This window comes from Comamonas sp. CAH-2 (assembly GCF_009668305.1).
Classification (GTDB): domain Bacteria; phylum Pseudomonadota; class Gammaproteobacteria; order Burkholderiales; family Burkholderiaceae_C; genus Comamonas; species Comamonas aquatica.
In genome coordinates this window covers 1-20577 of sequence record NZ_VSWF01000005.1, presented here as the reverse complement: position 1 = coordinate 20577, position 20577 = coordinate 1, and the positions used below count along the sequence as shown (strand labels likewise).

The following is a 20577-nucleotide window of genomic DNA, read 5'->3' as shown; positions in this document are numbered from 1 at the left end:
GCAACAGGCCCTATAATCCGTCCCTGACAGGCCCCCTCGCATGGGGAAGCAGCCAACCGGGTCAGGTGGGGAACCAAGCAGCCCTAACTGTGAAACCAGTGCCGAGGTAAGGCTTGTCAACTTCGCTTCCGACTCCGCTTGCTTGACAAGAGGCCTTGCTCCGAAGCGCACCACTCCCCAGACCATTGCATTCCCACAAGATTGCGCCGCACAGCGCGCCGTCTCGGGCAGTTTTGCGCCTGCATGGTTCTGGCATGCTGCCGAACATGCCCTGCCAATCCGGCACCGCGACCGCACTGCGGCACGGCCCGTGGCCCCACAGCGCCAGCGCACGCTCGCCCCCTACTCCATAAAAAAGAGAGCTGATCGCGCAAGGAATAAGCCCGTTTGCACGACAAAAACAGTGCAAATTCCGAATCCACGAGCGCCAACAGCTCTCTTTTTTATTTACTCCGCCAGGTAGCGCTGGATACCGCGCGCCGCCCGCACGCCCGTTGCGAAACAGGCAGTCAGCAGGTAGCCGCCGGTGGGTGCCTCCCAGTCGATCATTTCGCCGGCACAGAACACCCCAGGCAGCGCCTGGCACATCAGGTCCTCGGACAAAGCCGCCCAGGCCACGCCGCCGGCCGTGCTGATGGCCTCATCCATCGGGCGCGCCGCCACCACGGTGATGGGCAACGCCTTGATGGCATGGGCCAGGCGCACGGGATCGTGCATGTCTTCCTTGGACAGCAGCTCGTACAGCAAGGCGGCCTTGACGCCGTCCAGGCCCAGCCGCCCCTTCAAGTGGCTGGACAGGCTGCGCGAGCCGCGCGGGTGGCGCACCTGCTCCAGCACCTTGTCCGCGCTGAAGGCGGGCAGCAGATCGAGCTGGAACGTGGCGGCGCCATGGCGTTCGATCTCGTCACGCAGCAGGTGCGAGACGGCATAGACCAGGCTGCCTTCCACCCCGGTGGCCGTGGCCACAAACTCGCCGCGACGATCGAAACTGCGCCCCAGGCTGTCGGTGAAACGGATGGCCACCGACTTCAGCGGCGCGCCGGCAAAGCGCTGGCGGAAGTGCTCGCTCCATCCCGGCGTGTTCGCGGACGGCTGCCCCAGCAGCTCCTGCAGGAAAGCGCGGCGGGTTTCGTCCAGCGGCAGCGGCGCCGCCGTGCGTCCCACATCAAAACCACAGTTGGCCGACTTCAGCGCGTGCACCTGCACACCCTGAGCCTGCAGCAGGGGCACCCAGGCGCCATCCGATCCCAGGCGCGCCCAGCTGCCGCCCCCCAGGGCCAGCAAGGTGGCCCGGGCCTGGACCGGCTGCACGCCGTCGGGCGTGTCCATCACTAGGGTCCGCTCGGCACCCCAGCCCTTCCACAGGTGGCGCATGTGGAACACCACGCCCTGCGCGCGCAAACGCGCCAGCCAGGCGCGCAGCAAGGGGGCGGCCTTCATGTCGGTCGGAAAAACGCGGCCCGACGTACCCACAAACGTCCCGATGCCCAAGCCCTCGGCCCAGGCACGCAGCTGGTCGGCGCCAAAGTCCTGCAGCAGCGGCTGCAGCAGGGGCTGCGCATCGCCATAGCGCTCCACAAAGCGCTCGAAGGCCTCGGCATGCGTCAGGTTCAAGCCACCCTTGCCCGCCAGCAGGAACTTGCGCCCCACCGAGGCCTTGCCGTCAAACACATGCACCTTGGCCCCCTGGGCCGACAACAGCTGCGCCGCCATCAGCCCTGCAGGGCCCGCCCCCACAATCGCGACATCGCAGTTCAAAACCGGCAGCATGGCGGCAGCTGGCATAGGCATCCTTCTTTCTTCTCATCACCGGCGCGCAGCGCCAAAGGGCAGGCAGCATAACGCCATGGGGAAGACCTGGGGTCGCCCCAGCCATCCGCAGATTGCCTGCCGCTATGGCTTTCATAGGCGTTTTTAGCCAGCCATGCTGCACGTCCGGACATTCGTTTCTGTCACAATTATCGACAGCATTTTTCTCTGCGCACGCCCGTGCGCAACCGCCCCAACACTCACAACAAGGAACAACTCCATGGCAAGCGAACTCATCAAGCATGTCACTGACGCCAGCTTTGAATCGGACGTGCTGCAACCCGGCAGTACCGTGCTGGTGGACTACTGGGCCGAATGGTGCGGCCCCTGCAAGATGATTGCCCCGATCCTCGACGACGTGGCCAAGAACTACGAAGGCAAGATCACCGTCGCCAAGATGAACGTGGACGAAAACCGCGAAGTGCCCGCCAAGTTCGGCATTCGCGGCATCCCCACGCTGATGATCTTCAAGAACGGCGAGCTGGTGGCCACCAAGGTCGGCGCCCTGGCCAAGCCCCAGCTGACGGCGTTCATCGACCAGCACGTCGCCTGATCCCCGCTTTGCGCAGCCGTGCACACGGCTGCGCACCTCGCGTGCAGGCCCGTGTCACCCTGCCGCGCGTCCCACTTGTGCGACTGCATGACACAAACTCGTGTGCAGTTCGCTTTCTTTTCCTGTCATAATCAAAACCTGATCACGGCCCAGCGCATTGGCGGCCGTTTCCGATCATCCAGGCAAGCCATCGACGTACTGCGCTCTTCGCCGATTACTCTGGCATTCGCCACCTCCCCAGATTTCTTTGAACTCCGCCAAGGAGTAACTCCAGATGCACCTTAACGAACTCAAGGCACTGCACGTGTCTGAAGTCTTGAAGCAGGCCGAAGCGCTTGAGATTGAAAACGTCGGCCGCATGCGCAAGCAGGAACTGATGTTCGCCATCATCAAGAAGCGCGCCAAAGCTGGCGAACAAGTGTTCGCCGACGGCGTGCTGGAAATCCTGCCCGACGGGTTTGGCTTCCTGCGCAGCCCGGACACCAGCTACACCGCCAGCACCGACGACATCTACATCTCGCCCAGCCAGGTGCGCCGCTTCAACCTGCACACCGGCGACATGATCGAAGGCGAAGTGCGCACGCCCAAGGACGGCGAGCGTTACTTTGCATTGACCAAGCTGGACAAGGTCAACGGCAACTCGCCCGAATCGAACAAGCACAAGGTGATGTTCGAAAACCTCACGCCCCTGTTCCCCAAGGAACAGATGAAGCTGGAGCGCGAGATCAAGAGCGAAGAGAACATCACCGGCCGCATCATCGACATCATTGCCCCGATTGGTCGTGGCCAGCGCGCACTGATCGTGGCCCCGCCCAAGAGCGGCAAGACTGTGATGATGCAGCACATTGCCCACGCCATCACGGCCAACAACCCCGACGTGCACCTGATGGTGCTGCTGGTGGACGAGCGCCCTGAAGAAGTGACGGAGATGCAGCGCTCGGTCAAGGGCGAAATCATCGCCTCGACCTTCGACGAGCCCGCCACCCGCCACGTGCACGTAGCCGAGATGGTGATCGAGCGCGCCAAGCGTCTGGTCGAGCTGAAGAAGGACGTGGTGATCCTGCTGGACTCCATTACCCGTCTGGCCCGCGCCTACAACAACGTCGTGCCCTCGTCGGGCAAGGTGCTGTCGGGTGGTGTGGACTCCAACGCCCTGCAGCGCCCCAAGCGCTTCTTCGGCGCAGCCCGCAATGTGGAAGAAGGCGGCTCGCTGACCATCATCGCCACCGCGCTGGTCGACACCGGCTCGCGCATGGACGAAGTGATCTTTGAAGAGTTCAAGGGCACCGGCAACAGTGAAATCCACCTCAGCCGCCGCCTGTACGAAAAGCGCGTATTCCCTGCGATCGAGCTGTCCAAGAGCGGCACCCGCCGCGAAGAATTGCTGCTGCCGCCCGAAGTGCTGCAAAAGACACGCATCCTGCGCCAGTTCATGTACAACATGGACGAAATCGAGTCCATGGAAATGGTGCTCAAGAGCATGAAGGCCACGAAGAACAACAGCGAATTCTTCGACATGATGCGCCGCGGTGGCTGATACACGCAGCCCCTGAGCACAAGCCTCGCCCTTCAGGTTATACTGAGGGGCTTTTTCTTGCGGTAAGTATGTGGGATGCATTTTCGAAACAGAGGTTGTTTCGGGTCCGACACGGCTGCCGCAGTTGACTAAAGGAAGATCATGAAAGAAGGCATCCACCCCAATTACCGCGAAGTTCTGTTCGTTGACCTGTCCAACGGCTTCAAGTTCGTGACACGCTCCTGCGCGAACACCAAGGAAACAGAAACTTTCGAAGGCAAGGAATATCCGCTGTTCAAGCTGGACACCTCCTCGGAATCGCACCCCTTCTACACCGGCACCCAAAAGTCGGTGGACAACATGGGCGGCCGTGTGGAGCGTTTCCGCAACCGCTTCGGCAAGAAGTAATTTTTTACTTCCCCTGCCAAAAGGCAGCCTGGGCAACCGGGCTGCCTTTTTTCTTTGTACGCACCATGGCTGCGCGCCCGCAGCAGTCGTGGCATGCTTGGGCACCCAAGTGACCGCACCGATTCATCGCCCCTGATCCGGGGGCGCCGTTTTTTCGCTTTCCATGAACCCACCCTCGCCCGCCATCGTTGCCCAGAATGCCGTTCGCAGCCTCCCGCGCTGGATCATGCTGCTGCTGTGTGCCGCCTACGTGCTGGCCGGCTTTGTGGGCCGCGAACCCTGGCGTGACGTGGACATGGCAGCCTTTGGCTACATGCAGACCCTGGCACACGGCGAGGCGTCGTGGACCCTGCCCCTGCTCGATGGCCTGCGCCCGGAGGCCCCCGGCCTGCTGCAGTACTGGCTGGGCGCTGTGGCCTTGAAGCTGCTGCCAGCCGGCATGCCGGCGGACCTGGTGGTGCGCCTGCCCTTCATACTGCTGCTGGGTCTGGCCTTACTGTGCACCTGGCAGGCCGTCTTCAGCCTGGCGCGCACGCCCGGGGCGCAGCCTGTGGCCTTCGCGTTTGGTGGTGAGGCCTCGCCCACCGACTATGCACGCGCCCTCGCCGATGGGGGCCTGCTGGCCTTGCTGGCCTGCCTGGGGCTGGCCCAGCTGGCACACGAGACCAGCCACACCCTGGTGCAGCTGAGTGCCGTGTGCGCCGTGTTCTTTGCCGCCGCCGCCATGGCCTGGCAACCCAAACTGGCCGCCGTGGCGGCCCTGCTGGGCCTGCTGGCGATGGCCCTCGGCGGGGCGCCCGCCATGGCCATGCTGCTGGGCGCAGGCGCCATCACCGTCGCCCTGTCGGCCAGCCAGCCCAGGCTGCCCCACCGCTACAGCTGGGCCGCGTGGTGGCTGCTGTGCATGGCGATTGCAGCGCTCAGCGCCTGGATGCTGGGGCAATGGGGCTACCGCCTGATCAACCCCTGGCAGCAGGGCAAGGATTGGCAGAGCACAGCGCGCATGCTGATGTGGTTCAGCTGGCCCGCCTGGCTGCTGGCCGTGTGGGCCTTGTGGCGCTGGCGCCTGCAGTTGCGCCAGCCGGCACGCCACCCCCACCTGGCCTGGCCGCTGTGGCTGTGGGCCGTGGCCCTGTTCTGCACCATTTTCACCCTCGAAGGTGACCGGGCGCTGATCCTGAGCCTGCCCGCAGTGGCCGCGCTGGCGGCCTTCGCCCTGCCCACGTTCAAGCGCAGCCTGGGCGCCCTGATCGACTGGCTCACACTGTTCTTCTTCACCATCTCCGCCATCACCATCTGGGTGGTCTGGATTTCCGTGCAGACCGGCTTCCCGGCCAAACCGGCAGAGAACGTGCAGCGACTGGCCGTCGGCTTTGAACCGAGCTTTGCCCTGTTCCCCTTCAGCGTGGCCGTGGCTGCGACCATTGCCTGGCTGCTGCTGGTGACCTGGCGCACCCGCCGCCACCGCGCCGCCATCTGGAAGAGCCTGGCCGTCCCCGCCGGGGGTACCGTGCTGGGTTGGGTGCTGCTGATGACGCTGTGGCTGCCCATGCTGGACTATGCACGCAGCTACGCGCCGCATGTGGCGGCCGTGGCCCACTGGGTGCCCCGCGACGTGCAGTGCGTGGGCACGCTGGGCTTCAGCCAGGCGCAGACCGCGGCCTTCCGCTTCCACACCGGCTGGCACCTGGAGCGCGGCCTGCCGCGTGCCAGCTCCGCAGGTTGCCAGTGGCTGGTGGCCACGCCGGCGGCGTGGTCGGCCATCGACACCGCCCCGGCTGCGCAGTGGGAGCTGGTGCAAGCCGTCGCCCGACCGACCGATCGCAAGGACCACCTGCTGGTACTGCGCCAGCGTCCTTGATGCGAGGCGCCCATGCGTGAACTTGCCACCATTGCGCGGCATGCGGGCACCGTGCTGGCCGGACAGCTGGCGGTCATGGCGTTTGGCGTCACCGACACCATCGTCGCCGGCCGCTACTCTTCCGAGGCACTGGCCGCGCTGTCCGTGGCCTCGGCCGTGTTTGTCAGCGTCTACGTCTCGCTGATGGGCGTGCTGCAGGCACTGCTGCCGATCTGGGCTGAACAGCATGGCCGCGGCGACACCACCGCCATCGGCGCGTCATTCCGCCAGTCGCTGTACCTGGCGCTCGGCTTCACGCTGCTGGGCATGCTGGTGCTGGTCTTTCCCGACCCCATCCTGGCCTGGACCGAAGTGCCTGCCGCGATGCAGGCCGATGTGCGCGCCTACCTCATCATCGTCGGCTGGGCCTTGCCTTCGGCAATGTTCTTTCGCCTCTACACCACCCTCAACCAGGCGCTGGGCCATCCCCAGCTGGTGACCTGGCTGCAGGTCGGCGCACTGGTGCTGAAGGTGCCACTGTCCATCTGGTTCACCTTTGGCGGCTGGGGCATCGGGGCGCAGGGTGCGGCCGGCTGCGCCTGGGCCACGCTGCTGGTGGACTACGCGATTGCCGTGATTGCCGTGGTGCTGATGCGCCGGCAGGCCCTGTACGCCCCGCTGCAGCTGTGGCAGCGCATGGAAGCGCCCGACTGGGCGCGCCTAGCGGCCTTCCTGCGCCTGGGTGTGCCGGCCGGCCTGTCCATCCTGGTGGAGGTCACCTCCTTCACGCTGGTGGCCCTGTTCGTGGCGCGCCAGGGCGCGCTGGCGGCCGCCAGCCACCAGATTGCGGCCAACCTGGCGGCCGTGTGCTACATGGTGCCGCTGTCGCTGGGGATTGCCATCAGCGCCCGCGTCAGCTGGTGGCGCGGCACGGGCAACGAGGCCCAGGCGCAGCGGCTGGCCTGGCTGGGGCTGCGCATCGCCCTGGTCAGCGGCGCGCTGCTGTCGGGCAGCCTGCTGCTGCTGCGCCACCACCTGCCCCAGGTGTACACCGCCGACCCGGCGGTGATCGCCCTGACGGCCACGCTGCTGGCCTGGGTGGCGCTGTACCACGCCGCCGACAGCCTGCAGTGCGTGTGCATTTTCCTGATGCGCTGCTGGCGCGTGACCGTGGCGCCGCTGGTGGTGTATTGCAGCCTGCTGTGGGGCGGTGGCCTGGGCGGCGGCTACTGGCTGGCTTACAAAAATGAAGCAACCAGCGCTTATTGGTCCATGAATCCAACACCATTTTGGATTGGAAGTGCCTCAGCACTTGCGCTGGTAGCTATTATTTTCATTTATCTGCTGTACCGGGTGCTGCGCGCCCACAAGTAAAAAAGCGGCCCACAGGCCGCTTTCCATCCCGCCGCCAGCAGTTGGCGGACGGCCAGCTCACTTGGGCAGGCGTTCCGGTTCCGCATGCACGCGGCCGCTGTGGCGCAGGCGATGGGCCGGGAACACGGCGCTGAAGGTTGCGCCGGCCCCCAGCTGGCTGTGGATTTCCAGCTTGGCGCCATGGCGCTGCAGCGCATGCTTGACGATGGCCAGCCCCAGGCCGGTGCCACCGGTGTCGCGCGAACGGCTGCGGTCCACGCGGTAAAAGCGCTCCGTCAGGCGGCCGATGTGGGCCGGGTCAATCCCGGGGCCGGAGTCCTTGACCGAAAAGCGCGCGCCGCCGTCCAGCAGCCCTTCCCAGCGCACCTCCACACTGCCCCCGGCCGGGGTGTAGCGCAGCGCATTGCTGATGAGGTTGGAGAAGGCGCTGATCAGCTCGGCCTGCACCCCGGCAATCTCCCAGTCCATGGCCGGGGCCTCGGGCTCGGGAAAGCTCAGGGCGTGGCCCACATTCGCGCCCTTGGTCAGCAGCTTGGACAGGGCGTGGGCCTCCACCGCGCACTGGCGCAGCATCTGACCGACCGGGAACCAGTCGTTGTAGGTTGGCGGGGGGCTGCCCTCCAGGCGCGACAGCGTCAGCAGGTCCTGCACCAGGTTCTGCATGCGGCCCGCCTGCTGGGCCATCAGCGCCAGGTAATGCTTGTGCTCCTCGGGCGACAGGTCCAGCGTCTGCAGGGTTTCGACAAAACCCACCAGCACCGTCAGGGGCGTGCGGATTTCGTGCGAGACGTTGGCCACGAAGTCGCGGCGCATGGCCTCGGCCTGCTCCAGCGCCGTGATGTCGCGCGCCAGCAGCAGGTGCCGCCCCACCCCGTAGGGGTAGATGTGCACCGACAGCATGACGGGCCGCGAGGGCGAGCTGTCGCGCCCCGCCATCAGCACCGGGTAGGTGAAGTCCTGATGCGCCCAGTAGCTGCTGAAGGCCGGGTCGCGCACCAGGTTGCCGATCGACTGCTGGATGTCGCGCTGGGCATCAAAGCCGAAATGGCGCTCGGCCATGCGGTTGCACCACTCGATGTGGCCTTCGGCATCCATCAGCACCAGCCCGTTGGGGCTGGCCTGCAGCGCCGCCAGGATGTCTTGCACGCGCTGCTCGGCCGCGGCGGCGGCCTGTTCGCGCGTGCGCACGGCGCGGCGGACGTAGGTGGCCACCATGCTCCAGACGCCCTTGAGCGCCGGGAACGCCGCCAGCTCTCCGGCCATCAGCCACTGGCGCAGTCGTTCGACCTGCCAGTGGTCCCAGAGCATCCACAGCCAGGTGGCCAGCAAAGCGCCCGCCAGGGCGGCCCAGGGGCCCCACAGCCAGCCCGCCGTGCCAGCCAGCACGGCCTGCAGCACCAGCACTTCCATCCAACGCCATGCCAACATCACGAATCCTCAGCTTGCCTGGCGCGACGACAAGCGATAGCCCGCGCCGCGCACGGTTTCCACCAGCCCGCCCGCGTCGCCCAGGGCCTCGCGCAGGCGCTTGATGTGCACATCCACCGTGCGCTCCTCGATGAACACATGGTCGCCCCACACCTTGTCCAGCAACTGGGCGCGGCTGTGCACGCGCTCGGGGTTGTGCATCAGGTGGTTGAGCAGCTTGAACTCCGTGGGGCCCAGCTTCAGCGGCTGCTCCCGGAAGCTCACGCGGTGGGTTTCCCCGTCCAGCACCAGCTCGCCCACCTGCACGCGTTCGCCCGCCTGCTCGGGCGTGCGACGGCGCAGCACGGCGCGTATGCGCGCCAGCAGCTCCTGCGTGGAAAACGGCTTGGTGATGTAGTCGTCCGCCCCGGCATCCAGCCCGGCGATCTTGTCGGGCTCGTCCCCGCGTGCCGTCAGCATCAGGATGGGCACATGCTTGCTGCGGGGGTCGGCCCGCCACTTGCGCGCCAGGTTCAGGCCGCTGGAGCCGCCGGGCAGCATCCAGTCCAGCAAGATGACATCGGGCAGGGCCGCATCCAGTTCGCGCTGGGCACTCACGCCGTCTTCGGCCCACAACGGCGCAAAGCCGTTGTGGCGCAGATTCACGGCAATCAGCTCGGCAATGGCTGGCTCGTCTTCGACGATCAGTACTTGCGGCAGTTTCTTCATGCTTGTTTACCTGAGCTTGTTTAACGCACGGTGGACTCGATCACCGCCATGGACTGGTGGCGGATGTCCTTGCCTTCCACCAGATAGATGATGAGTTCGGCCACATTCTTGGAATGGTCGCCGATGCGCTCGATCGCCTTGGCCAGGAACAGCAGGTCCAGGCTGGGGGAGATGGTGCGCGGGTCTTCCATCATGTAGGTGACCAGTTTGCGCACGAAGCCATCAAACTCGTTGTCGATCAGGTCATCTTCCTTCAGGATGGCCAGGGCCGCCTTGGTGTCCAGCCGCGCCAGTGCATCCAGGGCCTTGCGCAGCAGGCCCGAGGCCATCTCGGCGGCCACGCGCAGCTCACTGGTGGGCAGGGTGCGGGCCGCGCCGCTCTCGATGATGGACTTGACCATGCGCGCCATCTTGTGCGCCTCGTCGCCCATGCGCTCCAGGTTGGCGGTGACCTTGGAAAAGGCCATCAGCATGCGTAGGTCGCGTGCCGTGGGCTGGCGGCGGCCGATGATGGAGGACAGCTCGTAGTCGATCTCCACCTCCATGGCATTCACGCGCTCTTCCAGCGCGGCGACCTGCTCCACGGCCTCCAGGTTGAACTGGGTCAGGGCAAAGATGGCCTGGCTGATCTGGCGCTCGACGATCCCGCCCAGCTCCATCACCCGGGTGGAAATACGATTGAGTTCGCTGTCGAACTGGGTCGACAAGTGCTTGTCTGGCATGTCTGTCTCCTCTGGGATCAGCCGAATCGGCCGGTGATGTAGTCTTCGGTTTCGCGGCGCTGGGGCTTGAAGAACATTTGTTCGGTCTCACCGAACTCCACCAGATCGCCCAGGTACATGTAGGCGGTGTAGTCGCTGCAACGCGCAGCCTGCTGCATGTTGTGCGTCACGATGACCACGGTGTAGTCGTCCTTGAGTTCGGCGATCAGCTCTTCCACCTTGGCGGTGGAAATCGGATCCAGCGCCGAGCAGGGTTCGTCCAGCAAGAGCACCTCGGGCTTGATGGCGATGCCGCGCGCAATGCACAGGCGCTGCTGCTGGCCGCCGGACAGGCTGGCGCCGCTTTGGTGCAGCTTGTCCTTGACCTCGGTCCACAGTGCCGCCTTGCGCAGGGCCCACTCCACGCGCTCGTCCATGTCGGCCGCATCCAGGCTTTCGAACAGCTTCACGCCGAACGCGATGTTGTCGTAGATGGACATGGGGAACGGCGTCGGCTTCTGGAACACCATGCCGACCTTGGCGCGGATCAGCGCTACGTCCTGCTTGCTGGTCAGCAGGTTCTCGCCGTCCAGCAGGATCTGGCCTTCGGCACGCTGCTCGGGGTACAGCTCATACATGCGGTTGAAGGTGCGCAGCAGCGTGGACTTGCCGCAGCCCGAAGGGCCGATGAAGGCCGTGACCTTCTTTTCCGGAATTTCCAGGTTGATGTTCTTCAGTGCGTGGAACTTGCCGTAGTAGAAGTTCAGGTCACGCACCGACAGCTTGGCGCGACCCGCGATCGGCGCAATGGCCGGGGCCATCAGAGGGGTTGTAGACATCGTGAAATCCTTGCGGTTTTATTTCTGGCGCGTGAGCACGCGGGCCAGGATATTCAGGCCCAGCACGGCCAAGGTGATCAGGAAAACGCCGGCCCATGCCAACTGCTGCCAGTTTTCATAGGGGCTCATGGCAAACTTGAAGATGGTCACGGGCAGGCTGGCCATGGGCTTGGACAGATCGCCGTTCCAGAACTGGTTGTTCAGCGCCGTGAACAGCAGCGGTGCGGTCTCGCCCGCAATGCGCGCCACCGCCAGCAGCACGCCAGTGATGACCCCGGCCCGCGCGGCGCGCAGCGTGATGGCACTGATCACCTTCCACTTGGGCGTGCCCAGGGCATAGGCCGCTTCGCGCAGCGCCGATGGCACCAGGGTGAGCATGTTCTCGGTGGTACGGATCACCACCGGAATCACGATCAGCGCCAGCGCCACGATGCCGGCATAGGCCGAGAAGCTGCGGAACTTGGCCACCACCACGGCATACACGAACAGGCCGATCACGATGGAGGGTGCCGACAGCAGGATGTCGTTCACAAAGCGCGTGGTGCTGGCCAGCCAGCTACGCTTGTCATATTCGGCCAGGTAGACCCCGGCCATCACCCCGATGGGGGTGCCCACGCCCGTGGCCAGCGCCACCATGACGAAGGAGCCGAAGATGGCGTTGGCCAGGCCCCCGGCCTCGTTGGGCGGCGGCGTCATCTCGGAGAACAGCGTCAGGCTCAGCCCGCCCAGACCCAGGCGGATGGTTTCCCACAGGATCCAGATCAGCCAGAACACACCAAAGGCCATGGCCCCCAGGGACAGCCCCAGGGCGATCTGGTTCACGCGCTTGCGCACCGCGTAGCGGGCCTGGCGCTCGGCGGTCTTTTGCTCCGCGGCGATCAATTTTTGACTGGAGGAACTCATGTGCGTGCCCCTTCGTTCTTTTGCAGGCGGTTGAGCAGCATCTTCGACAGCGCCAGCACGATAAAGGTGATGAAGAACAGGGCCAGGCCCAGATAGATCAGCGAGGCCTGGTGCAGGCCCTCGCCGGCTTCGGCGAACTCGTTGGCCAGGGCCGAGGTGATGCTGTTGGCCGCCTCGAACATGGACACCGAATTGAGCTGGTTCATGTTGCCGATCACGAAGGTCACGGCCATGGTCTCACCCAACGCACGACCCAGACCCAGCATGACGCCGCCCAGCACACCGGCCTTGGTATAGGGCAGCACCACCTTCCAGACCACCTCCCAGGTGGTGGAGCCCAGGCCATAGGCCGACTCCTTGAGCAGCGCGGGCGTCACCTCAAACACATCGCGCATCACCGAAGCGATGAAGGGGATGATCATGATGGCCAGGATGATGCCGGCCGAGAGGATACCGATGCCCACGGGCGGACCGGACACCAGCGCGCCCAGGTAGGGCATGCCGTCAAACAATGCCTGCAGCGGCTGCTGCACATAGGTGGCCAGCACCGGGCCGAACACCATCAGGCCCCACATGCCGTAGACGATGGAGGGCACGGCGGCCAGCAGCTCGATGGCCGTGCCCAGGGGGCGCTTGAGCCAGTTGGGGGCCAGTTCGGTCAGGAACAGGGCAATCCCGAAGCTCACGGGCACGGCGATGATCAGCGCAATCAGCGAAGTCATCAAGGTGCCATAAATCATGACCAAACCGCCGTACTGGTCCTGCACGGGGTCCCATTCGGTGCGGGTGAAAAAGCCCAGGCCGTATTCGCTGATAGCCGGCCAGGCGCCCACCAGCAGCGACCCCATGATGGCCAGCAACAGGCCCAGCGTGAGCAGGGCCGCGCCCTTGGCCAGCCAGGCGAACAAACGGTCTGCAAAGCTGGAGGGCAGCCATGCGTTCTTGCGTGGAGCTGGCGACGGCTGGGCGATCGACCGGGGGCGGTCCGCCGACTCGGCAGCTGCGGAAGACATGATGGAGGACACGGGGGTCACCTCTTTACAAAAAACAAGACCTGCCAGACGCAAGGGCTGCGTCCGGCAGGAAGCGACTGTTCAAGTCAGCCGTTTACTTCCAAGCCACAGGCTTACCGGAAGCATCCTTGATCTCCCCCCAGGCCTTGAACACTTGCGTCTTCACCGAGTCGGGCATGGGCACATAGTCCAGACCGCTGGCGGTGGCGTCGCCGCTCTTGTAGGCCCAGTCGAAGAACTTCAGGGCGGTGGCAGCCTGGGCGGGCTTGTCCTGGCTCTTGTGCATCAGGATGAAGGTGGCGCTGGTGATGGGCCATGCGTCCTTGCCAGGCTGGTTGGTCAGGATCTGGTAGAAGCTCTTGCTCCAGTCCGCACCCGCAGCAGCGGCCTTGAAGGACGCTTCGTTGGGGGCCACGAAGTTGCCTTCGCTGTTTTGCAGCTGTGCAAACACCAGGTTGTTTTGCTTGACGTACGCGTACTCCACGTAGCCGATGGAGTTGGCCAGGCGGCCCACGAACGCGGCCACGCCTTCGTTGCCCTTGCCACCGGCACCTGTGGGCCAGTTCACGGCCTTGCCCTCACCCACTTTGTCCTTCCACTCGGCGTTCACCTTGCTCAGGTAGTTGGTGAAACCGAAGGTGGTGCCAGAGCCATCGGCGCGGCGCACGGGGGAGATCTTGGCATCGGGCAGGGGCACGCCAGGGTTCAGGGCCACGATGGCGGGGTCGTTCCAGTTGCTGATCTTGCCCAGGTAAATGTCACCCAGGATCTGGCCGTTCAGCTTCAGCTGGCCGGGCTTCAGGCCCTTGATGTTGACCACGGGCACGATGCCACCGATCACGGTGGGGAACTGCACCAGACCCTTGGCCTGCAGATCCGCATCCTTCAGGGGTTCGTCCGAAGCGCCGAAGTCCACGGTCTTGGCTTCGATCTGCTTCAAGCCGGCGCTGGAGCCCACGGACTGGTAGTTGATCTTCACACCGGTGGCCTTGTTGTAGTCGGCTGCCCACTTGGAGTACAGGGGTGCGGGGAAGCTGGCGCCAGCACCGGTGGATTCTTGTGCAGCAGCCACGTTGAGCAAACCGCCCGATACCAGGGCACCGGTCACCAAAACACGCATCATGGACATTTTCATGTAAGCACCTCTCTAGGTTGCAGAACAAGGTTGAAGAAAGCTCGATGACGTGAATGTAAGAATCCTTTGTGACATGTCTGTGACATGCATAAATTTATGTCCGCAGGCCAAAAAACCACAACGCGGGGTTTCAAAAACCCGTCACAGTCGCGTCACATCCGCGCCATAGCATGCCAGCCCTGCTGCATGCTTGGACATGTCTCCACCCCCTTCGTCCCACCCTTCATGGCTGCTAAGCTGCACCCTTTGCGCCGCCAGCTGACATCTCCCTCATGAACAACGCGATTGCACTTGCCGCCGTAGATCTTGGCTCCAACAGTTTCCGCCTGGAAATCGGCAGCTACGAACACCTCCAGATCCACCGTCTGGAGTACCTGAAGGAAACCGTGCGCCAGGGCAATGGCCTGGACAGCAATCGCAACCTGACGCAGGAGTCCATGGAGCGCGGCTGGGCCTGCCTGGCACGCTTTGGCGAACGCCTGCGCGGGTTTGACCCGCAGCACGTGCGCGCCGTGGCCACGCAGACCCTGCGTGAAGCCCGCAACCGCGATGAATTCATCGACAAGGGCAGCGAGCTGCTGGGCTTTCCGATCGAAATCATCACCGGCGAGGAAGAAGCCGCGCTGATCTACCGCGGCGTGGTCAGCCAGCTGCCGGCCACGGACGAACGCCGCCTGGTGATCGACATCGGCGGGCGCTCCACCGAATTCGTGCTCGGCCAGGGCAGCGTGGCCCAATCCGTGGCCTCCTACCGCATCGGCAGCGTGGCCTGGACCTCGCGCTACTTCCCCACCGGCGCGATCACGGCCGAAGCCTTCCAGACAGCGGAAATCGCTGCCCGTGCCGTGCTGGACGAGGCCCTGGACACCTTCCGCCCCGGCAGCTGGGACGTGGCCTACGCCTCCGCCGGCACGGCCAACGCGGTGGGCGAAACCCTGGCCGCCAATGGCCAGGGCCAGGGCGTCATCACCCGCGCCGGGCTGGACTGGCTGCAGCAGCAACTGCTGCGTGCCCAGCACCTAGACCGCGTCAAGCTGGAAGGCCTGAAGGAAGACCGCCGCCCCGTGGTGGCCGGCGGCCTGGCGGTACTGCGCGCCGTGTTCGACCTGCTGGGCCTGGAAAGCATGCAGGTGGCCCAGGGCGCGCTGCGCCTGGGCGTGCTGTATGGCCTGGTGGACGATGAGCAGATCGGCGACATCCACACCGCCAGTGTGCTGGGGCTGATGCAACGCTTTGGCGTCAACAGCGTGCACGCGCGCCACGTGGCCGAAACGGCGCAACAGCTGTGGCTGCAGCTGCACCCCGGCGAGGCCCATGCCCCGGCCAGCCTGGCCTGGGCCGGCCTGCTGCACGAGGTGGGCTGCCGCATCTCGCGCAGCAACTACCACCGCCACAGCGCCTACATCCTGGAGCACAGCAACGCCCCGGGCTTCACCCCAGCCGAGCTGGAGCACCTGGGCCAGCTGGTGCTGGGCCACCGCGGCAAGATCAAGAAAATGGAAGCCTTCATGCACCGCCCGGACCACGCGCTGCAACTGCTGTGCCTGCGCCTGGCCACGGTGCTGTGCAACTCGCGCCGCGCACCCGACCTGCACGGTGTGGAACTGCAGCGCGATGGCCAGCAATTGCGGCTGCACACGCCTGCGGGCTGGGCCCAACGCTTCCCGCTCAGCGCCCAGCTGCTGCGCGAAGAGGCCGAGGCCATCAGCAAGAGCGACTGGCAGTTGCTGCTGCAACTGGACTGAAACAGGAGCTGGCAGCGCTTGCCAAGCAAGGTTTTGCGATGCTTTTCAAAAGGAAAGCATTGCACAGCAGGCGCCCACAGCTATGGTTTTACAAGCCAGACAAAAAAAGGATGCCCAGGCATCCTTTTTTGTTGCAGGCCACCGCGTGCAGCCAGCGGCGTGGCGGTGCCGGCGTCAGGCGCCGTACAGCTGCATCAAGGCGGTCTGCGCACCATGCCCGGTCTGCGGGTGCGCTGCGGGCAGGTAGCTGCCATCGGGCTGCTGGATCCACGCGTCGCGGTCGTCGTGCAGATAGGCCACCAGGCACTCGTCGATCACGCGCTGGCGCAGACGCGGCTCGGTCACCGGCCAGGCCAGTTCCACCCGACGCGTCATGTTGCGGCGCATCCAGTCGGCGCTCGACAGCAGCAGGTGCTCGTGCTGCGTGCCCCAGGCGAAATAGAACACGCGCGAGTGCTCCAGGAAGCGGCCGATGATGGAGCGCACGCGGATGTTGTCCGTCGCCCCCGGCACCTGCGGCGGGAGCATGCAGGCGCCGCGCACGATCAGATCAATCTGCACGCCGGCCTGCCCGGCCTCCACCAGCGCCTGGATCAGGACCTCGTCCGTCATGGCGTTGCTCTTGATCACCACCCGCGCATACTCGCCCTTGAGGGCCGCTTTCTTGCACGACTCCAGGTGCGCCCGCATGGTCTGCTGCAGCATGAAGGGCGCCATCACCAGCTTGTTCAGCTGCGGGCGGGTGTTGGGGCTGGCCAGGTGGCGGAAGACCGCGTCCATGTCCGCCGTCAGCACCGGGTCACAGGTCAGGTAGCTCAGGTCGGTGTACAGGCGTGCCGTCTTGGGGTTGTAGTTGCCGGTGGACAGGTGGCCGTAGCGGCGCAGGCCCCGGCCCTCGCGGCGCGTGATCAGCAGCATCTTGGCGTGGGTCTTGAGGCCCACCACGCCATACACCACCTGGGCGCCCACCGCTTCCAGCGCATCGGCCCAGTTGATGTTGGCCTCTTCGTCAAAGCGCGCCTTCAGCTCCACCACCGCCATGACTTCCTTGCCCAGGCGCACCGCCTTGTCCAGCAGGTCCATCAGCTCGGATTTGGCCCCGGTGCGGTAAATCGTCTGCTTGATCGCCACCACGTCGGGGTCGTGCACGGCTTCGCGCAGCAGCTCCAGCACGGCATCGAACTGCTCGAACGGCTGGTGGATCAGCACATCCTGCTTGCGCATCTGTGCCATGACCTTGGTCGTAGGCTTGAGCTGGCGCGGCCAGCTGGCCTGCCAGGGCTGGAACAGCATGCCGGGCGCGTTGACCAGGTCGATCAGCTCCGACAGGCGCACCAGGTTCACCGGCCCCGGCACGCGGAACAGCGCCTGCGGCGGCAGGTCGAACTCCTGCAGCAACGTGCCGGCCAGAAAATCCGAACAGCGATCACTGACTTCCAGCCGCACCGCCTGGCCGAACTGGCGGTAGGCCAGCTCCTGGCGCAGCGCCGTGCGCAGGTCGTCCACCTCGTCCTCTTCCACCAGCAACTCGGTGTTGCGCGTCACGCGGAACTGCACCGCCTCGACCACCTCGCGACCATCGAACAGCTCGGGCAGGTGGGCGCGCACCATGCTGGACAGGCTAACAAACAAGCGCTGCTTGCCCGAAATGCTGGCGGGCAAGGCCATCAACCGCGGCAAGGCGCGCGGCAGTTTCACGATGGCCACCTCGTTGGCGCGACCAAAGGCATCGCCGCCCTTGAGGCGCACCACCATGTTCAGGGATTTGTTGGCCACCTGCGGAAACGGGTGGGCCGGGTCCAGCGCCACGGGCACCAGCAAGGGCTTGACCGCCTGCAGGAAGTGCCGGTGCACCCACTTGCGCTGCGCAGCCGTGCGCTCGTGGTGGTGCACGATGCGGATCCCAGCCGCATGGAAGGCCGGCAGCAGGGATTGGTTGTACAGCGCGTACTGGCGGGCCACCAGATCCTGGGCCTTGCGCAACAGCTCCAGGCCATCGGCGGCGTTGTACACGCCTTGCGCCATGGTCTTGACGGCGACGATCTGCGGGGCCGCCCGCACCTCGAAAAACTCATCCAGATTGGACGAGACGATGCACAGATAGCGCAGGCGCTCCAGCAGCGGCACATCCTCGCGCCGCGCCCAGTCCATGACCCGTTCGTTGAACGCCAGAATGCAGTGGTCGCGTGGCAGCAGGGCCAAACCCGCCGTCGCAGCGGCTTCGCCCGCAGGGGTCACATCGTCAACCACGCCGGCTTCGGCTGCCTTGGGAACCTCGGCAGGCAGTGTCATGAATGCAGGAAGCGGGGCAATAGTCGGTTCTGTTCTGGATGGCATGGAAACTCTTTGGCTACGCCAATTCAGTATCCGCAAGATATGTGACGAAACCATGACAGTCACATGACTGTTTGATGCACACCAAACACAGGCGGTTCTCCGGAAGGCACTGTGCTGATGGTAATCTGGCGGGCTGCGCGTTTCTCCCTGCCCCATGAAAGCTCCCCTGCTCGCCACCATCGACATCGGCTCGAACAGCATCCTGCTGCTGATGGGCCGCATCGTCAACGGCAGGCTGCAGATCGAACACCAGCGCAAGGAGACCATTCGCCTGGGAGGCGCCCTGGACCCCAGCGGCAATCTGCAACCGCAGGCCCTGGAGCGCGGCCTGGATTGCCTGCGCCGCTATGCCGGCCTGATGGCCCAGGTGGCGCCCGAACACCGCCGTGCCGTGGCCACCCAGACCCTGCGCGAAGCCCACAATCGCGACATCTTCCTGTCACAGGCCCGCACAATCCTGGGCTGTGCGGTGGAGCTGATCTCTGGCGAGCGTGAAGCCACACTCATTTACCAGGGTGTCAGCAGCTTGCTGCCCGATAGTGTGGCGCCACGCCTGGTGATCGACATTGGCGGGCGCTCCACCGAGATCTGCATCGGCCGCCACCACACGCTGCAGGCCGCCATCTCTTGCCCCATCGGCAGCGTGGCCTGGGCCCAGCGCTTTTTTGACCAGGGCACTCTGGCCGCCTCCTGCTTTGAAGCCGCCCAGGCGGCAGCCCAGGCGGCCCTGCAGCCTCATGTGGCGCCATTGCAGGCGCTGCCCTGGCAGCAGGTGTTCGGTTCTTCCGGCACCGCGGGGGCGATTGGCAAGGCCCTGCACCAGATGGGCCACCCCGCTGGCGAAATCAGCCGCACCGCGCTGCACCAGCTGCGCGCGCAGTTGATACAGGCCGGGCATATCCAGCACCTGCCCTTGCCCGGTGTGCGCGAGGAACTGCGCCCGGTGATTGGCGGGGGCGTCAGCATCATGTGCGCCGTCTTCGATGCGCTGCAGCTGCAGCACATGCGGGTGGCCCAGGGGGCCCTGCGCCATGGACTGATGTTCGAGCTGCACCAATCCCTGCCACTTCACGCCTGAACCATCCTGCCCAATCCTTGGGGAAACGACTTTCAGGTTGCCCGGGTTGGCAAGCTGCCATATGGATTGACCGCTCCTGCAGCGGCCAGTCCACGCTCACCTGCGGGATCAGCATCATCAAAGTTGAAACTGCACCACCCGGACATGGCGCAGGGCAATGCCGTCGCCCCGATTAACGCAGCAAGGCCAGATCGGCGGCGTGCAGCCACCGCCACTCGCCAGGCTGCATGCCTGCGGGCAGCTCCAGTCCGCCAATCTTCCAGCGGTGCAGGCCCTCCACCCGGTTGCCCACGGCGGCCAGCATGCGTTTGACCTGGTGGTATTTGCCTTCAGTCAGGGTCAAATCCAGCACCAGTTCCGACACTTGCACGCACGCGGCGGCCTTCACCGGCTTGGGGTCGTCATCGAGCACCACGCCCGCCAGCAACTTGTCCACCATCGCCTGCGTGATCGGGTGCTTGGTGGTCACGCGGTAAACCTTGGGCACATGCTTCTTGGGCGAGCTCATGCGGTGGATGAACTGCCCGTCATCGCTGAGCAGCAACAAGCCCGTCGTATCCTGGTCCAGGCGCCCCACGGCCTGCAGCCCCTGCACCGCGCCCTTGTTCGGGCGCTGGCGCAACGGTGCGGGCAGCAAGGTATAGATGCTGGGGTGGGCCGACGGTTTTTGCGAACACTCCGTGCCCTCGGGCTTGTACAGCAGGACATAGCCTTTCTCGTGGTATTCCCAGTCGACACCCTGGACCCGGAAGCGCAGCCCTTCAGGCTCATAGTCCGCTGTCGAGTCCTTGATCTGCACGGGTTGCTCCGCACCGGGGGCGTAGACCTCCACCCAACCCTGCTGGATCAGCCCCGAGCACACACGGCGAATACCGAAACCTTGCGAATAAAGAATGTCCTGCAACTGCATTTACATCACCTTGGCCGCGGATGGCGGCATCAAAAACCAGAGCTGCTTGCGTACAAGCACAGCCACTATCCCAATATTTCAATCCTCAAAGCACCGTTCACTCGGCGCGGGCAGCTATCGCTTGAATGATAAATTCGCAAAAACAAAACCCCCTGCCTCGTTGGAGGTCAGGGGGTTTGTCGCTGTAAGAGCCTGGCGATGACCTACTTTCACACGGGAATCCGCACTATCATCGGCGCAAAGTCGTTTCACTGTCCTGTTCGGGATGGGAAGGAGTGGG

Annotated in this window: 17 protein-coding genes, 1 rRNA gene and 1 other RNA gene; 8 read left to right on the top strand and 11 right to left on the bottom strand. The window is 64.9% G+C overall.

What is annotated here, in order from left to right:
- Nucleotides 1–25 precede the first annotated feature (25 nt).
- Nucleotides 26–121: signal recognition particle sRNA small type (gene ffs / locus FYM52_RS05255), an RNA gene on the top strand.
- Nucleotides 122–447: 326 nt separating this feature from the next.
- Here ffs and FYM52_RS05250 read toward each other — a convergent pair.
- Entirely contained in the window at nt 448–1785 is a 1338-nt protein-coding gene (locus tag FYM52_RS05250; RefSeq protein ID WP_238826131.1) for a TIGR03862 family flavoprotein, read from the bottom strand.
- 244 nt (nt 1786–2029) lie between these two features.
- Here FYM52_RS05250 and trxA point away from each other — a divergent pair, with 244 nt between their 5' ends.
- The 5 genes from trxA (at nt 2030) to FYM52_RS05225 (ending at nt 7500) form a co-directional block, all read left to right on the top strand.
- Nucleotides 2030–2362 (top strand): thioredoxin TrxA, encoded by a 333-nt coding sequence (trxA, locus tag FYM52_RS05245; protein WP_043384947.1) that lies wholly within the window; start codon nt 2030–2032, stop codon nt 2360–2362.
- Nucleotides 2363–2636: 274 nt separating this feature from the next.
- Nucleotides 2637–3899 carry a transcription termination factor Rho gene (rho, locus tag FYM52_RS05240; RefSeq protein WP_042419847.1) on the top strand — a complete coding sequence of 421 codons (1263 nt, stop codon included), beginning with the start codon at nt 2637–2639 and terminating at the stop codon, nt 3897–3899.
- Between the two features lie 141 nt (nt 3900–4040).
- Nucleotides 4041–4286: a type B 50S ribosomal protein L31 gene (locus tag FYM52_RS05235; RefSeq protein ID WP_042419852.1), complete on the top strand. Its 246-nt coding sequence runs from the start codon at nt 4041–4043 to the stop codon at nt 4284–4286.
- A gap of 163 nt (nt 4287–4449) precedes the next feature.
- Nucleotides 4450–6147: a hypothetical protein gene (locus tag FYM52_RS05230; RefSeq protein WP_154163342.1), complete on the top strand. Its 1698-nt coding sequence runs from the start codon at nt 4450–4452 to the stop codon at nt 6145–6147.
- A 12-nt stretch (nt 6148–6159) separates the two neighbouring features.
- On the top strand, nt 6160–7500 hold the full coding sequence (locus FYM52_RS05225) for an MATE family efflux transporter (protein WP_154163341.1): 1341 nt from the start codon (nt 6160–6162) through the stop codon (nt 7498–7500).
- Between the two features lie 57 nt (nt 7501–7557).
- On the opposite strand, the gene phoR is transcribed toward FYM52_RS05225, so the two are convergent.
- The 7 genes from phoR to pstS form a co-directional block, all read right to left on the bottom strand.
- Nucleotides 7558–8925: a phosphate regulon sensor histidine kinase PhoR gene (gene phoR / locus FYM52_RS05220; RefSeq protein WP_370513804.1), complete on the bottom strand. Its 1368-nt coding sequence runs from the start codon at nt 8923–8925 to the stop codon at nt 7558–7560.
- Nucleotides 8926–8937: 12 nt separating this feature from the next.
- Nucleotides 8938–9636 carry a phosphate regulon transcriptional regulator PhoB gene (gene phoB / locus FYM52_RS05215; protein WP_043384957.1) on the bottom strand — a complete coding sequence of 233 codons (699 nt, stop codon included), beginning with the start codon at nt 9634–9636 and terminating at the stop codon, nt 8938–8940.
- A 20-nt stretch (nt 9637–9656) separates the two neighbouring features.
- Nucleotides 9657–10358 carry a phosphate signaling complex protein PhoU gene (gene phoU / locus FYM52_RS05210; protein WP_042419860.1) on the bottom strand — a complete coding sequence of 234 codons (702 nt, stop codon included), beginning with the start codon at nt 10356–10358 and terminating at the stop codon, nt 9657–9659.
- A gap of 17 nt (nt 10359–10375) precedes the next feature.
- Nucleotides 10376–11176: a phosphate ABC transporter ATP-binding protein PstB gene (gene pstB / locus FYM52_RS05205; protein WP_045267077.1), complete on the bottom strand. Its 801-nt coding sequence runs from the start codon at nt 11174–11176 to the stop codon at nt 10376–10378.
- Between the two features lie 18 nt (nt 11177–11194).
- Nucleotides 11195–12079 (bottom strand): phosphate ABC transporter permease PstA, encoded by an 885-nt coding sequence (gene pstA / locus FYM52_RS05200; RefSeq protein WP_042419867.1) that lies wholly within the window; start codon nt 12077–12079, stop codon nt 11195–11197.
- Entirely contained in the window at nt 12076–13092 is a 1017-nt protein-coding gene (gene pstC, locus FYM52_RS05195; protein WP_238826129.1) for a phosphate ABC transporter permease PstC, read from the bottom strand. The genes pstA and pstC overlap by 4 nt, the downstream gene beginning before the upstream one ends.
- A 94-nt stretch (nt 13093–13186) precedes the next feature.
- Nucleotides 13187–14227: a phosphate ABC transporter substrate-binding protein PstS gene (gene pstS, locus FYM52_RS05190; RefSeq protein ID WP_042419869.1), complete on the bottom strand. Its 1041-nt coding sequence runs from the start codon at nt 14225–14227 to the stop codon at nt 13187–13189.
- A gap of 272 nt (nt 14228–14499) precedes the next feature.
- Here pstS and FYM52_RS05185 point away from each other — a divergent pair, with 272 nt between their 5' ends.
- Entirely contained in the window at nt 14500–15972 is a 1473-nt protein-coding gene (locus tag FYM52_RS05185) for a Ppx/GppA phosphatase family protein (RefSeq protein ID WP_154163340.1), read from the top strand.
- A gap of 174 nt (nt 15973–16146) precedes the next feature.
- Here the strand turns inward: FYM52_RS05185 and ppk1 are convergent, their stop codons facing one another.
- Complete coding sequence (gene ppk1, locus FYM52_RS05180; protein ID WP_238826128.1) at nt 16147–18264, bottom strand: polyphosphate kinase 1; 2118 nt, start codon at nt 18262–18264, stop codon at nt 16147–16149.
- A 199-nt stretch (nt 18265–18463) separates the two neighbouring features.
- Here ppk1 and FYM52_RS05175 point away from each other — a divergent pair, with 199 nt between their 5' ends.
- Nucleotides 18464–19387, top strand: a complete 924-nt coding sequence (locus FYM52_RS05175; RefSeq protein WP_154163338.1) for a Ppx/GppA family phosphatase — start codon at nt 18464–18466, stop codon at nt 19385–19387.
- 172 nt (nt 19388–19559) lie between these two features.
- On the opposite strand, the gene FYM52_RS05170 is transcribed toward FYM52_RS05175, so the two are convergent.
- Together FYM52_RS05170 and rrf are read right to left on the bottom strand one after the other, a co-directional pair.
- Nucleotides 19560–20297, bottom strand: coding sequence for a 16S rRNA pseudouridine(516) synthase (locus FYM52_RS05170; RefSeq protein ID WP_154163337.1), 738 nt, complete (start codon nt 20295–20297; stop codon nt 19560–19562).
- Between the two features lie 190 nt (nt 20298–20487).
- Nucleotides 20488–20577 (bottom strand): 5S ribosomal RNA (gene rrf, locus FYM52_RS05165); the annotation flags it as partial.

Excerpts from the sequence above, each read along its gene's own strand:
- FYM52_RS05250 (WP_238826131.1), bottom strand. The coding sequence starts at position 1,785 with ATGCCAGCTGCCGCCATGCTGCCGGTTTTGAACTGCGATGTCGCGATT.
- trxA (WP_043384947.1), top strand. The coding sequence starts at position 2,030 with ATGGCAAGCGAACTCATCAAGCATGTCACTGACGCCAGCTTTGAATCG.
- rho (WP_042419847.1), top strand. The coding sequence starts at position 2,637 with ATGCACCTTAACGAACTCAAGGCACTGCACGTGTCTGAAGTCTTGAAG.
- FYM52_RS05235 (WP_042419852.1), top strand. The coding sequence starts at position 4,041 with ATGAAAGAAGGCATCCACCCCAATTACCGCGAAGTTCTGTTCGTTGAC.
- FYM52_RS05230 (WP_154163342.1), top strand. The coding sequence starts at position 4,450 with ATGAACCCACCCTCGCCCGCCATCGTTGCCCAGAATGCCGTTCGCAGC.
- FYM52_RS05225 (WP_154163341.1), top strand. The coding sequence starts at position 6,160 with ATGCGTGAACTTGCCACCATTGCGCGGCATGCGGGCACCGTGCTGGCC.
- phoB (WP_043384957.1), bottom strand. The coding sequence starts at position 9,636 with ATGAAGAAACTGCCGCAAGTACTGATCGTCGAAGACGAGCCAGCCATT.
- phoU (WP_042419860.1), bottom strand. The coding sequence starts at position 10,358 with ATGCCAGACAAGCACTTGTCGACCCAGTTCGACAGCGAACTCAATCGT.
- pstB (WP_045267077.1), bottom strand. The coding sequence starts at position 11,176 with ATGTCTACAACCCCTCTGATGGCCCCGGCCATTGCGCCGATCGCGGGT.
- pstA (WP_042419867.1), bottom strand. The coding sequence starts at position 12,079 with ATGAGTTCCTCCAGTCAAAAATTGATCGCCGCGGAGCAAAAGACCGCC.
- pstC (WP_238826129.1), bottom strand. The coding sequence starts at position 13,092 with ATGTCTTCCGCAGCTGCCGAGTCGGCGGACCGCCCCCGGTCGATCGCC.
- pstS (WP_042419869.1), bottom strand. The coding sequence starts at position 14,227 with ATGAAAATGTCCATGATGCGTGTTTTGGTGACCGGTGCCCTGGTATCG.
- FYM52_RS05185 (WP_154163340.1), top strand. The coding sequence starts at position 14,500 with ATGAACAACGCGATTGCACTTGCCGCCGTAGATCTTGGCTCCAACAGT.
- ppk1 (WP_238826128.1), bottom strand. The coding sequence starts at position 18,264 with ATGACACTGCCTGCCGAGGTTCCCAAGGCAGCCGAAGCCGGCGTGGTT.
- FYM52_RS05175 (WP_154163338.1), top strand. The coding sequence starts at position 18,464 with ATGAAAGCTCCCCTGCTCGCCACCATCGACATCGGCTCGAACAGCATC.
- FYM52_RS05170 (WP_154163337.1), bottom strand. The coding sequence starts at position 20,297 with ATGCAGTTGCAGGACATTCTTTATTCGCAAGGTTTCGGTATTCGCCGT.